Consider the following 13960-nt stretch of genomic DNA (forward strand, 5'->3'; position numbering starts at 1 on the left):
TTCTTCGTTTTAGTAGGAATGACTGTTCTAATGGCATATAGGTAGCAATATAGTTGAGTAAGATTGAAGATTTTTAGCTATGAATTTAAGTAGGGGTGATTAGATGAGTGCTTTATTTGGAAACTATGGAAATCGCCGCGCCCAAATTGTCAAAGGGCAAGGAACAGTTGTTGAAGATGCTGCGGGGAAAAAATATTTAGATTTTACAAGTGGAATTGCTGTAGTGAGTCTTGGTCATGCACATCCTGCGATTGTGGAGGCTATTCATGATCAAAGTAGAACGCTTTGGCATATTTCTAATTTATTTACTATTCCTGGTCAGGAGAAAGTTGCACAAAAATTAATAGTTGATACACATCTTTCATATGCATTTTTCTGTAATAGTGGTGCGGAAGCAAATGAAGCGGCCATCAAGCTTGCACGTAAGCATACAGGGAAAAATCATATTATTACTTTCGAGAAATCCTTTCATGGACGAACTTTTGGAGCAATGTCCGCAACAGGTCAGGGCAAGGTACATAACGGCTTCGGACCACTTGTTGAAAAATTTACAATTCTTCCTTTTAATGATGTGGCAGCACTTGAAGCAACGATTGACGATTCTGTCTCAGCAATTATGTTGGAGATGATTCAAGGTGAGGGTGGCGTTAACAGCGTATCACCAGAGTTCGCAGCAGCAATAGCTAAAGCTTGTGACGACAAAGGAATATTACTAATAATCGATGAGGTTCAAACGGGTATTGGACGAACAGGAACAAAATATGCTTTTGAACAAACGATTTTAAAGCCGCATATTGTAACGTTGGCAAAAGGGCTTGGTGGAGGTTTCCCTGTCGGTAGTATGCTTGGCACAGCAGAGCTATATGAAACATTTAGTCCTGGCACACATGGGACAACATTCGGTGGAAACCCACTTGCAATGCGTGTTGCTGAAACTGTGCTTGATCATGTCTTTGAACCTGCATTTTTACAAAATGTACAGGAGCTATCCGCATATTTTGTGAAGCAGTTAAAAGAGAATCTCCCTTCTGCGTATACCGTACAGGGCCAAGGCTTACTTCTTGGCATTGGCTGTGGTGATTCTGAGGTAGCCTCGTATATAACTGCGGCAGAGGAAAACGGCTTATTATTAGTAGGTGCAGGGCCAAATGTAATTCGTCTACTACCTCCATTAACCGTATCAAAAGCAGAAATTGATGAAGCAGTTGCGATTTTAAAAACGATACTGTTATAGTATCAGGTCAAATTAAATACGATAAAAAATGAATCTGCTAGACTTTCTTTTGTGAGAAGTCTAGCAGATTTTTAATAGCTAATCAAAAAAGACTTATCACCATAACGTGTGGTTGATTTCCGTTCCGGCTGGGCGCTTTCCTGGGGGCGTCCGATGAGCCGCTTCACTCGCGCTGCTCGCTCCAGGGTCTCATCTGTGACGCTGATCCCCAAGGAGTCGCTCAGCCTCCACTCCAATCAACTTACATGGTTTACGTTTTAACAAATGCCATCCGCAAACTATTGGGTAGTTTAGTAAAATTTTATCGCAGCTCTTTTACTAATGTTTTCACTAGAGTAGGGAGCCAATCATGAAGTTGACTAAATGTAAAGCCCGCAGCTTCTGCTTTTGTAGCTGTCATATACCAATCTGCTGGAACCCCGTATGGTGACTGCGACATTTCATCGCCACCTACCAGAGAAATTTTTGCATGCTTTCCGGTTGTTTCTTCAATAAGCCCCAGTAAATCCTTTAACGAAATTGCGCCTGCCGCTGTTGCGTTATAAGGGCCTTCAATTGGTGTAATGCCAGCAAAATACAAAAATGCAGCTGCTTCGTCATCTGTAATAAAGCTCATTTTTGCTTCAATATTTGGCAATGAAATAGGCTGTTCCTGTAAAATTCGTTCAACATGAAAATGTAAACGGCGTGTATAGTCGTTCACACCCATAACAATAGGGAAACGGACGGCGACAACAGGGAACGTAGCGTCTCTGAAAAGTACTGCTTCTGCTAGACGCTTTCCTTCACCATATGAAAAATCTTCGCGATTCCCCATTCGAATTTCATAATTAAATGGATTAAAATCTTCTTCTGTTTTGACATTGCCGTCTATTTCGTAGGTGGATAGAGTAGATGTAAAAACGAGCTTTTTCGTTTTACCTTCTAAAATTTCACATATTTTAAGAGCTTCATTCGGAGAGTAGCAAATATTATCATAGACAATGTCCCATGTAGTACTTGATAGCGCCTGTGACAATGAATTGGCATCATCTCGATTAACAAATAGCTGTTTCACCTTCGTACCAAAAGGATTTCCACTTTGTCCACGTGTTAAAATAGTTACGTTATGCCCATTTTGAAGACAAAGCTCAACAAGTTTTTTACCAAAGAGGCGAGTGCCTCCTAAAACTAAAATGTTCAATTATTTCCACCCCTTCAAATTTATAGTCACCTATATAATGACAAAAAAACAGGCATACTACAATTACTTTTTAAATGTAGTATGCCTGCCTGTTTATTATTGTTTAGGTGGGTCAGTCGGCGGAGTAATATTTCCGTTGTTTCCTCCATTAGAGCCGTTTCCGTTATTTGAGCCATTTCCAGTGCCACCGGAACCGTTGCCGTTACTTGAGCCATTCCCGTTGTTTCCGGAACCGCTGCCGTTATTTGAGCCATTTCCAGTGTTTCCGGAACCGCTGCCGTTATTTGAGCCATTTCCAGTGTTTCCAGAACCGTTGCCGTTATTTGAGCCATTCCCGGTGTTTCCAGAACCGTCGCTGTTCCCGTTACTACCATCAGACCCATCGCCATTCTCTGAGCCGTTTCCATTTTTGTCCGAGTCATCGCCGTCAGTCGGTGGAGTAGTTGTTGGGACCTCTTCTTCCTTGTCTTTTTCAGGTTGTTTTTCACTTGCGTCGCCACCCGTAGAAACGATATTGGATTGCGGTGAAGTTAAACCTGTAATATCTACAGCGACAACAACATAGGCTTGACCACTTGCTACCGTCATACTTTGTGATGATTCAAGCACTGATCCAACAAGGGTTCTTTCGCCATTTGTTACTTTATAAATTCGGTAACCGACTACATCATTTGAAGAGCCAGTCCATGATAATGTATTCCCATTAATTGAAGCAGATACTGCTGCTGGTGCATTGCTATCTGCTGGGAAATTGACAGCTGATACCGATGAATTCGCTAATGTCGAATTTTTTGGTAATAGGCTGGCCGGATTACCGCCAAGTGGGCCAAGCATTCGTTTAATAAATGCCTGATTAATTCCTGCACCGCTTGCTTTTACAAATTCTGCTGGTGTGCTAGGAAGGGCATTATAGGTTTTACCTTTTATTGTAACAACGCTTGAAGAAGCTAAGCTATCATCAGCTTGAGAAGGTAAAAATACTTTCGCATTAAACAAATCAGAGCGCACGAGACCAGCATTAGCACATGCTGCAGATGGCGCTAAACCAGAAATACCGCAGAATGATGCAGTGACAACGTTTTTCGGTTGCACAAATCTATTTTTAGGGGCAATTAACTGTGGATCTACATCATATACAGAATTCATTAACGTTCCCCATAGCTTGTTAATTCGCACGCTAGGTTGTTGATACGTATTATTAAATGCATATAGTGATTGATTTTTATCATAACCCATCCATACACCAAGAGAAACATTCGGGTTATAACCAACTAGCCACACGTCTTTGTAGTTTTGTGAAGTACCTGTTTTAGCGGCAAAGTCAGCAGAGAATTTTAATGTATTTCTTGCTACTGTACCTGTTCCTTTTGTTAGCACATCTCGTAACATATCTGTAATGATATAAGAAGTTTCAGGACTAAATACTTGTTCAGGTTTAACTTCGTGTTTATAGATGATATTTCCATTTTGGTCTTCAATTCTATCAATCATATAAGAGTCTATGAATTGTCCACCATTTGCAAAAGTTGCAAAGGCATTGGTGTTCTCTTCAACAGTAATACCTTCTTTTACGCCTCCGATACCAGCTGCAATGTTTGTGAAGTCATCGGGCTTTAGGGTTGTGATCCCCATCTTTACTAAATAATCGGCAGGGCGTCTGTTAAGAATACTATAATATAGTCGTAAAGCTGATAAGTTTTGTGAATCTGCTAATGCCTCACGTGCAGGAATTAGACCTCGTTCATCACTAGTAATATAGTTGCTCGGGCTCCAGCTACCAATCGAGAATTTTACGTCGACTAATGGGCTACCTGCACCGATTACACCGTATTCTATTGCAGGTGCATATACGAGTAAAGGCTTCATTGTTGAGCCATTTGAGCGTTTTGCCTGTGTTGCATAGTTATAACTTTTTAATTCAAAATCACGACCACCGACAAAGCTTAAAATACGTCCAGTAGTATTTTCAATTAAAATACTACCAACCTGTACAGGCATTTGGACATCAATTTCTTCACCTGTTACAGGGTCTTTGTCTTTAACAGTGTAAGTATGACCGTAATTTTTAAAGTTTTCCGCTGCGCTTTGCATCGAATCGTACATATCTTTATTAATAGTTGAATAGATACGATAACCTTTTGAGCGGACATCACGATCTGCTAAGATCGTATACTTTTCTTTTAATTTTGTTTCATTTTTTAAGCGCTCTGGATCAATACCATCTGCTTCTGCTAGTTTTTCCGCAATAATGTCTCTTGCTCGACTTTCAAGCTCATACGTTAGCCATGGGTAGCGATCTTCTGCGCGCATCTCCGGTGAACGGAAGTCAGCAGTGATATCGTAAGCAAGTGCTTCTTTATATTGAGCTTCGTTAATATAACCTGCGTCTTTCATACGAAAAAGTACAGTTTTCATTCGATCAATACCCGGTTGCAGAGCTTCTTTACTTTTAAGTACACCTGTATTTGTGAAAGGTGTGTAAGCAAAAGGTGATTGAGGTATACCAGCTATATACGCTGCTTGAGGAAGCGATAAATCCTTTGCTTTTACATTGAAAATACCTTCGGCAGCTGTTTCTACCCCTGCAATATTTCGACCAGAAGCGTTACGGCCATAAGGTATTATGTTTAAATAGGCCTCTAAAATTTCTTCCTTTTTCATAAAGTGCTCTAAACGCATCGCAAGTAAAAGTTCTTTTGCTTTTCGTTCATAAGATACTTCGTTTGTTAATACTTGGTTTTTAATAAGTTGCTGTGTTAGTGTAGAACCACCTGTTTGTGTGGAAGAGTTGGTTACGTCTTGAAGTAACCCGCGGATGACGGCTTTCGGAACTATTCCGTTATGTTCACGGAAATACTCGTCCTCGGTCGCTAATACCGCATTAACAACATCAGGTGAGACAGCATTTAATGTTGTTACTCGACGGTCTAAATCTGTCCGTAATTTTCCGATATAAATATCGTTGGCAAAATAAATCTCACTTGTTGAATCATAGTTGAAAATTTCTTTTCGTAATTCTTCCTTAGAGCGTAGTGGCTCTTCTTTTACAAGTGAAGCAAAATAGCCAGCGCCAACTGAACCGGCAAATACAGTGCCTACCAATGCAAAGACTAAAAATAGTAAAAATAAGTTCCAGGCAACACTTCCTGAAATACGTAATTTCTTCATCCATTTTTGTTGAATTAAATCATCGATCTTTGCATTGATTTTCTCAATCCAATCTTTCAATGTATCGACCCCCTAAAATCTTGTCTATTATAGCACATATTGATTTAGGTCGAACATAATTATTGACAATGAAAAAGAATCGTTTAGAATAATGCTTATAGTTTTCTAGCGAAGAAGAGCTTGCAGTAGTGTCTATATTCCCTGTTTAGAGAGCCAGCGGTTGGTGAAAGCTGGTCATAATGTAGAGACGAATTACGTGCTTGGAGCTTAGACGTGCGCGCCTGCGATAAAGGCGGTTGAATGAAGTGGAAGATGGATGACATCTTCAAGCTGGGTGGTACCGCGTTAGTTTATAACGTCCCTGCATGCAATATTTTGCGTGTAGGGACTTTTTTGTTTCTCCCTACACGGAATTATTAAACACTTAGGAGGAGTAAAAATGACGAACGATTTATTACAAGACTTAGAATGGCGCGGATTGTTATACCAACAAACTGATGCTGAAGGTATGGCCAAATTATTAGCTGAACAATCTGTATCTTTATACTGCGGTGTTGATCCAACTGCGGATTCTATGCATATTGGACATATTGTGCCTCTTTTAACGTTACGTCGATTCCAAAAGGCGGGCCACCGTCCAATTTTATTAGTTGGTGGTGCGACAGGGATGATTGGAGATCCATCTGGACGCTCTGAAGAACGCCAATTACAAACTGTTGAGCAAATTGATAAAAATGTTCAAGGTATCCGTAGCCAATTAGAGCGTATTTTTGAATTTGCAGAAGATGGCAATGGTGCTCAGTTAGTTAATAACCGTGACTGGATTGGCAATATAAATACGATTGAGTTTTTACGTGATTATGGGAAATTAATTAACGTGAACTACATGTTAGCAAAAGATACAATTGCATCACGCCTTGATACAGGGATTTCATTTACTGAGTTTGCGTATACATTAATTCAAGGTATTGATTACAATCATTTATACAACCATTACAACTGTCGCATTCAAGTTGGTGGCTCTGATCAGTGGGGGAATATTACAACTGGTTTAGAAGTTATTCGCAAAACACATGAGGAAGAGACAAAAGCTTTTGGTATCACAATTCCGTTAGTAACGAAAGCAGACGGTACGAAATTTGGTAAAACAGCAGGTGGCGCTGTATGGTTAGATAGTGAGAAAACATCTCCATATGAGTTCTACCAATTCTGGATTAACGCTGCGGATGCTGATGTTGTAAAATACTTAAAAATCTTCACATTCCTTTCTCGTGAAGAAATTGAAGCTTTAGCAGTATCTGTAGAAGAGGAACCACATTTACGTAAGGCACAAAAAGCACTAGCTGAAGAAATGACTCGTTTAGTTCATGGTCAAGAAGCATTAGACCAAGCGATCCGCATTACAGCTGCTTTATTCTCAGGTGACTTAAAAGCACTTTCTGCTGATGAAATGAAGGATGCGTTTAAAGATGTTCCTTCTATTGAAATGGCGAAAGAAGATAAAAATATCGTGGAGTTACTTGTGGAAGCAGGTATTTCTCCTTCAAAACGTCAAGCTCGTGAAGACGTAACAAATGGTGCGATTAGCGTGAACGGCGAGAAGGTCACGGAATTAGAATATGTCATCGACAGCAAAGATCGTTTAGAAGATGCATTCAGCATTGTTCGTCGCGGCAAGAAAAAATACCATATGGTAAAGTTTGTTTAACTCAAACCTACAAATCATGGCATCCCCTCAAATTTGAGGGGATGTTTATCGTTTTGTTTGTCCTATTGAATAAAGTATGGCTCTTCTTCGGCAAAACGAGGGGTTGATTTCCGTTCCGGCTGGGGGCGTCCGATGAGCCGCTTTTGATGTTGGTCACGAGGCGTTTTCACTGGATGTGATGCTCTTAGCCTTCGTTCCTCTATCGCTGATCCCGAAGGAGTCGCCCAGCCGTAACGGTCAACCAATTCATATAGCATGCTGGTAGCGTCTTCTAGATTAACGGTCCGAAATGATGTATGTAATTTTTCACATCCTTGTTAAATCAGCAAAAAGCGTATAAAATCTGATAGAAATACGGCTTAAATAATGGAGAAAACCTTTATATATCGTTTAAGTAGTATGAAAACAAAAAAAGTAAAAGAGTGAGGAAATGTATAAACACAAAAATTCGTTCATTGTAGCAACTACAAATATTATCGGTATTTGTTTAATTCCAATCATTTATGTATTCATGCTAAGAAACACCATTGAATCATTTATGTTTAACATTACGATTTTCCCTTTAGTTATTGCATCTATCAATATTATTCTTTGGTTTAGTAAATTCAAACTTAATTTTTGGCAACATGTGCTTTGGGCTTATGTAGCTTCATTGTTGTCCTTTATTGTTTCATATATTTTAATAATAGACCCTAATAAAGAAATGCCTCTCGGTGAAGTAGACGGAGATTTGATATACATTATGCTTATCACAATCGAGCAGTCTATTGTTTTACTAGTGTTAACGGGCATTCTTTATATAGCGAAGATACTTTTTACAAAAAAATTTAGAAGAAGGTTGTTAAATAGATATTAGAAAAAGGAAGTAATACCAAGGATCAAACCCTTGGTATTACTTCCTTTTCTATTACAAACTTCGGTGCGAAAGCAAATCGACAGCAACAGATGTACAATGGCTTTAACTGTTAATTAGTCTGTTCCATTATGAGTAACCATAATCTCATTTATAAATCATAAAATTTATATAAGTTCTACACGATTGTTGATTGGAGTGGAAGGCTACTCGACTCCCGTGGGAAAGCGAGTAGCCTGGGACGGAAATCACTCTCATTTAAAGCGTTACAATATTAACAAAGACTTCCTTGACCGTTTCTTTTAACTATCTAAAAAACTAGGAAGCTTTATGTGCTCATATTTTTGGGGGTGAAGCAAATTCGCAAGCTTTAAGGCACCCTCTAAAAGGCGTGGTGATGGACGACAATAAAGCCATTCCTCCGTTACATGGAGTTGTTTCATTTTAACGGCACGTAGCTCCTGCGCATGGGAACGCTTTAATAAATTTGCGGGTTGAATACGCTCGAAGGCAACTCCTACCCAAGCCATCATAATATAGTCTGGGTCACGCTTTACTACATCAGCCCAATCAGTTTGTACGCTTGCAAGTTCTACATCCTGAAACAGATTTTGCCCACCGGCAATGGCACTAATTTCAGTTAGCCAATTAATGTTACCTGGAGTAAAAATAGGATTTGGCCACCATTCCCAATAAAGAGTAGGTTTTTTAGGAATCGTTTGAGCAACTGTGCGGAGACGAGCAATACATTGTAAATATTCCTCAGAAATTTCTTTAGCACGACCTTCAACCCCACAGGCTTTCCCTAAAGTATGGAGATCCTGTGCGATTTCCTCTAATGAATTGGCATTAAAAACAATGTGGGGAATATTTCTAGCTTGTAACGCTTCAATATTTTTTTCCATGCCTGGGACACTTAAGGATGCGAGTACAAGATCAGGCTGTAATGCTTCTAATGCATCCATATCAATTGATAAATCAGGGCCAAGTTGAGGTAAGTCTTTTACTGCTAATGGCCAATCCGAAAAATCATCGACACCAACAAGCTGATCAGTCAGGCCTAAATAAGCGACTAGCTCAGTATTACTCGGACAAATTGAGATTAAACGCATCTTCTTATCTCCAATTCTTTTTAAGAAAAGTATAGCGAGAGTTGGGTTCACATACAATGCCCGAATGTTATCCATCCGCAATAAAAAAGCATGCCTACAAGAGACATGCCTTTTGTTTACTATTAAGAAAGTGCGATAGCTTCGAGTGATTCTTCTTTTTTCGCTACAGGGCCCATCGCATTTGTAATAATTTGTTTAATGTCTTCTAAAGTTGCTTTACGTGGGTTTGTTGCAGCGCATACATCTAACATTGCGTTTTTTGCTAAGATTTCAATATCCTCATCCTTCGCACCTAATTCGCGGAAGCCACTTGGAATGTTCAAATCTCTAGAAAGATTTTCGATTGCTACAATTGCTTTCTCAGCAGCATCACGTTTACTTAACGCTTCAACGTTCTCGCCTAACAATTCTGCGATTCTCGCAAAACGCTCAGTACGTGCTGTTAAGTTGAAGCGGCAAACATGTGGCAATAGAATAGCGTTACATACGCCATGTGGTAGATTATAGAAACCACCTAATTGATGAGCAATTGCATGCACATAGCCAAGCGATGCATTATTAAACGCCATACCTGCTAAAAATTGTGCGTAAACCATTTGCTCACGTGCTTCTAAATCTGCACCGTTTGCATAGGCACGTGGTAAATATTCAGGAACTAGCTGAAGTACCTTTTCTGCACATGCATCAGTAATTGGTGTTGCGTTTGTCGACACAAATGATTCGATTGCATGTGTTAATGCATCTAAACCAGTAGCCCCCGTTAGAGCAGGAGGTAAGCCAATCATTAACTCAGGGTCATTAATCGATAGTAGTGGAGTGACATGTTTGTCCACAATGGCCATCTTCACTTTACGAGCTGTATCCGTAATAATTGTGAAGCGAGTCATTTCACTTGCTGTACCAGCGGTTGTGTTAATAGCGATTAAAGGAACCAGTGGGTTTTGTGATTTGTCAACGCCCTCGTAATCATGAATGCGTCCACCATTCGAAGCAATAAGTCCGATACCTTTTGCTGCATCGTGTGCACTACCGCCTCCAAGAGAAACGATTGAATCACAGTTTTCAGCATGATACACTGCAATCCCGTCTTCAATGTTTTGATCTGTTGGATTTGGTTCTGCTTTCGGGAAAATTGCTACATCTATTCCAGCAGCTATAATGATGTTAGCAATTTGTTCAGAGAGACCTAATTTGTGTAAGCCCTCATCTGTTACGATTAATGTCTTTTTCACTTCTAAATCATTTAAACGTTTACCAACTTCTTGAATTGCTCCAGGTCCAAATAAGTTTGTTTTCGGCATAACAAATTGCTTTAGAACGTCTGACATAATTCCAACCCCTTTAAAATAATTGTTATTGCTTGAATGATGGCGAACCACCTTTCGAAATTCATAGTATTCTATTCCTTGTAAAAGTTCAACTCGTATTTTTATTAAAATTGTTAATTTTAATCATGTTATTATTTTACAAAAAAGATAGATAGGTTTTTGATATGATGAAAGGTTGAATTGTCTAAGAGTGTTAAATTAAAGACGTTTAGGAAATTGTTTTCCTATGAAAGTAAAATATATTTTTGGGAAATGTGTTCTATTTTAAAGGATTGTTGAATAGTAAATAACTGATATTTGTTTTTAATATAATAGTAGTGATTATGGTGTTTTTTAATTCCGTAATTACTATTTTAAAGTACATAAAATCGTCATACTTTATAGGTATTTTAAAAATTATTCGACTCTCCTTTTTAAATTGTTTAAGGAAATCCATAATGCGAGAGCTACATAAAGAATGACAGTATATCCGAGTAATGCGCACATATAGAAAATTGCCTTTGAATCTGAACTGATTGGAGGATAACCACTGTGAGCATTAAAATGATATACCTCCTGCTCAGTACCGAACCAAATAGCTACTAATAAAAAGTTGATTAGAAGAAGAGCCAGTAAAGCTTTTTTATGAAATGTGATGTGCAGCAGACTTTCTTTAAAAGTAATTGGACGGTTTGTTTTCTTGCTTTTAAAGGGAACTAAGAAAAAAATCATGATGCCACTATAGACTAAAACCAGCACAGTAAGTTCAGAAACCCCCATTATTTCCTCCTTTGAATTTCTAATATTTCCTATTTAGACTTCCGTAAATATAAAAGGGTTCCTTTTTCATTGATATATCAAATATTAAAGTTTTTATTTTTTAGGCACTTTTCAGGGATATTTGCAATTTTATTGAATAATATTTCAATGAATGTACTTTCAATAAAGAGGTGAGGGAGATGTCAATTAGACATGAACAAAAAGAACAACGAAGGGTCTTAATTTTACAATCTGCATTAGATTTGTTTATTCGAAAGGGGTATGGTGAAACGAAAGTTGCTGATATTGCTAAAGCTGCTAATATGAGCATGGGGTTGCTTTTTCATTATTTTGACTCTAAGGAAAAGCTTTATGAAGAGCTAATTCGCATAGGATGTGAAAGACTTCAGATGGATTTTAGTTTTACTAATGAATCACCGTTAGCTATTTTTACAGCTGCTGCTGAGGAGTTGTTTGACATGATTCGTACAAACCCATCTGCAGCAAAAATGTTTGTCCTAATGGAGAATGCACAACATCTTGATTCCTTGTCGGAAGATTTAAAAGAAATGCTTATGGAAGCAGATAAATTAATGAAAAAGAGTATTCCATTAATAGAGAAGGGGCAATTGTTAGGTGAAATTAAACAGGGGAATGCTGAAGCGCTTGCAGTAGCATTTTGGTGTTCTATTCAAGGAATCGCTCAATACGTTGCGCTGCATCCCGAGACTCCTTGTCCCGATGCGATGTGGATTATTTCAATCCTTGAAAACAGGGAGGAGGATTGAAAAATGAAAACTAAACGCAACATAATAATCTTTATAGTTGTTGTTTTGCTATGTGGTTGGCTTGGTGTTTTTGTAGATCGCTTCATCCCTGAACAGCCTAGAGGTGACACACTTGGGATGGGGATTTGGTTAGTATTTCCGCTGCTGACAACTATATTGTTACGTGTCTTTGCGGGAGATGGTTGGCGAGATATAGGCTTATTGCCTAATTTAAAAGATAACATAAAATGGTATATTGTCTCGCTCCTAGTCTATCCTGTCGTCACTTCTATAGTTTTGTTAGTAAGCTATCTATTTGGCTGGATGGATTTTTCGGATTTTAATGTAGATACATTAGTTTCAGTTTTTGCTGGTGGTTTACTGATTCAATTTGTTAAAAACTTTTTTGAGGAATCAGTTTGGAGAGGTTATTTGACAAGTAAACTTTTAACGTTAAAAGTAAATGATTTTTTGCTGTATTGTATCGTTGGTGGTGTTTGGGGAGCGTGGCATATGCCGTATTTTTTAGTGTTCCTATCAGAAAGTGATATCCTAAGTGTGCTTCCTGTGAATAGGTGGCTATTTGCGTTAATAGGTATTGTGACGATGATTTGCTGGACAGTAATGTATACAGAAATTTATTTAATGACGAAAAGTATTTGGCCACTTGTCCTTATGCATATGACAGAAGATGCACTTGTGAATCCACTAATTCTTGATGGCTATATAAAAATTGCTCAAGGGAAAGAATTCCTTGTTTCCCCCACAGCAGGCATTATTACTACAATGCTTTACCTATTGATCGGGCTTTTATTACGAACTAAACGGAAAAAGTATCAACTGCAAATGAAATAGTTCCAGTTCTATAAACTCGCTTGCAAAGAACGGTTGAATACAGTTAACGTCTTACCCTCTACTTATATTATAACCCCATCTGAAAATTATTTATAGACTACATTTTCGCCCATTCTTTACCTTATACTGTTATACGCAAGTCAAAAAAATATAAGGGGTGCGTTTATATGAATGACAAAGAAAATATCTTAGATCCCGGTCCGTTCTTTCATGGTACTAAAGCAGAACTGAAAATCGGAGACCTGCTTGAACCTTTGCACTTATCCAATTATCAGGATAAAAAATCAAACCATATATATTTTACTGCAACATTGAACGCGGCTAAATGGGGTGCTGAATTAGCAAGATCTAACTCAAAAGAGAGAATTTATATTGTAGAGCCATTAGGTGATTTTGAAAATGATCCGAACGTAACTGACAAACGATTTCCTGGAAACCCAACACGTTCTTATAGGTCTAAATCTCCTTTGAAAATAATAGCTGAATTAAATTCATGGGAAAGACATTCCGATGAAGAAATAAATCATATGCTTACTTTTTTAAAAAAGTTAAGTGAACAAGGACAATATGTAATATACGATTGATTCTCACATTACTACAACTCCCGCCAAAGACATGAGCTAACGGGGGAATTACAAAAAGGTAACGTAGAGTAGCTTGTAACAGGAATGGGTAAATTTACATGAAGAAAATTGGGTTGCGTAAGCAGCTCTTTTTTCTTTGTTGAACTAACGGCGCAGTATAGTGGAGGAAGAAAGGTATTTGCAATGATAACTTATTCGCTGCATGTATTAAAAACTATGGGGTGATGATTCAGTTGAGATATACTCCAAAAAAGTAATTTTAATTTAAAAAAAGCCATAGTTGAATTGATAAGGAAAGAGTCCATTTGAGGAGTTTAATTCAAAATGGATTCTTTTCATTTTATTATAATTAAACAAAAACAACATATTATTTTTAATAAAGTTAAAAAATATTTTCACATTATTTATAATTATGTTAAACTTATGTTAA

General features: G+C 38.1%; 11 protein-coding genes and 1 other annotated feature. Of the genes, 6 read left to right on the forward strand and 5 right to left on the reverse strand.

Annotation, left to right across the window (positions count from 1 at the left end):
* Positions 1–103: 103 nt before the first annotated feature.
* A complete protein-coding gene (gene argD, locus ABNX05_RS07620) occupies positions 104–1234 on the forward strand; it encodes an acetylornithine transaminase (protein ID WP_349659175.1) in 1131 nt (376 codons plus the stop codon).
* A 301-nt stretch (positions 1235–1535) separates the two neighbouring features.
* Here argD and ABNX05_RS07625 read toward each other — a convergent pair whose 3' ends face one another.
* Both ABNX05_RS07625 and ABNX05_RS07630 read right to left on the reverse strand, forming a co-directional pair.
* Positions 1536–2417, reverse strand: coding sequence for an NAD-dependent epimerase/dehydratase family protein (locus tag ABNX05_RS07625; RefSeq protein WP_349659176.1), 882 nt, complete (start codon positions 2415–2417; stop codon positions 1536–1538).
* A gap of 96 nt (positions 2418–2513) precedes the next feature.
* Entirely contained in the window at positions 2514–5645 is a 3132-nt protein-coding gene (locus tag ABNX05_RS07630; RefSeq protein WP_349659177.1) for a transglycosylase domain-containing protein, read from the reverse strand.
* 102 nt (positions 5646–5747) lie between these two features.
* Positions 5748–5951: a binding site (T-box leader), on the forward strand.
* A gap of 73 nt (positions 5952–6024) precedes the next feature.
* Here ABNX05_RS07630 and tyrS point away from each other — a divergent pair.
* On the forward strand, positions 6025–7293 hold the full coding sequence (gene tyrS / locus ABNX05_RS07635; protein ID WP_349659178.1) for a tyrosine--tRNA ligase: 1269 nt from the start codon (positions 6025–6027) through the stop codon (positions 7291–7293).
* 430 nt (positions 7294–7723) lie between these two features.
* On the forward strand, positions 7724–8149 hold the full coding sequence (locus ABNX05_RS07640) for a hypothetical protein (RefSeq protein ID WP_349659179.1): 426 nt from the start codon (positions 7724–7726) through the stop codon (positions 8147–8149).
* Between the two features lie 299 nt (positions 8150–8448).
* Here the strand turns inward: ABNX05_RS07640 and ABNX05_RS07645 are convergent, their stop codons facing one another.
* The 3 genes from ABNX05_RS07645 to ABNX05_RS07655 all read right to left on the reverse strand — a co-directional run bounded on the left by ABNX05_RS07645 (position 8449) and on the right by ABNX05_RS07655 (position 11345).
* A complete protein-coding gene (locus ABNX05_RS07645; protein ID WP_349659309.1) occupies positions 8449–9258 on the reverse strand; it encodes a cobalamin-binding protein in 810 nt (269 codons plus the stop codon).
* 122 nt (positions 9259–9380) lie between these two features.
* Positions 9381–10586, reverse strand: a complete 1206-nt coding sequence (locus ABNX05_RS07650) for an iron-containing alcohol dehydrogenase (RefSeq protein ID WP_349659180.1) — start codon at positions 10584–10586, stop codon at positions 9381–9383.
* 396 nt (positions 10587–10982) lie between these two features.
* Positions 10983–11345, reverse strand: a complete 363-nt coding sequence (locus ABNX05_RS07655; protein WP_349659181.1) for a hypothetical protein — start codon at positions 11343–11345, stop codon at positions 10983–10985.
* 179 nt (positions 11346–11524) lie between these two features.
* On the opposite strand from ABNX05_RS07655, the gene ABNX05_RS07660 reads away from it, so the two are divergent.
* The 3 genes from ABNX05_RS07660 to arr all read left to right on the forward strand — a co-directional run bounded on the left by ABNX05_RS07660 (position 11525) and on the right by arr (position 13530).
* Complete coding sequence (locus ABNX05_RS07660; protein WP_349659182.1) at positions 11525–12112, forward strand: TetR/AcrR family transcriptional regulator; 588 nt, start codon at positions 11525–11527, stop codon at positions 12110–12112.
* A gap of 3 nt (positions 12113–12115) precedes the next feature.
* Entirely contained in the window at positions 12116–12946 is an 831-nt protein-coding gene (locus ABNX05_RS07665) for a CPBP family glutamic-type intramembrane protease (RefSeq protein ID WP_349659183.1), read from the forward strand.
* A 167-nt stretch (positions 12947–13113) separates the two neighbouring features.
* Positions 13114–13530, forward strand: coding sequence for an NAD(+)--rifampin ADP-ribosyltransferase (gene arr / locus ABNX05_RS07670; protein WP_349659184.1), 417 nt, complete (start codon positions 13114–13116; stop codon positions 13528–13530).
* Positions 13531–13960 lie beyond the last annotated feature (430 nt).

Origin of the sequence: Lysinibacillus zambalensis (genome assembly GCF_040183165.1) — a bacterium.
GTDB lineage: Bacteria > Bacillota > Bacilli > Bacillales_A > Planococcaceae > Lysinibacillus > Lysinibacillus zambalensis.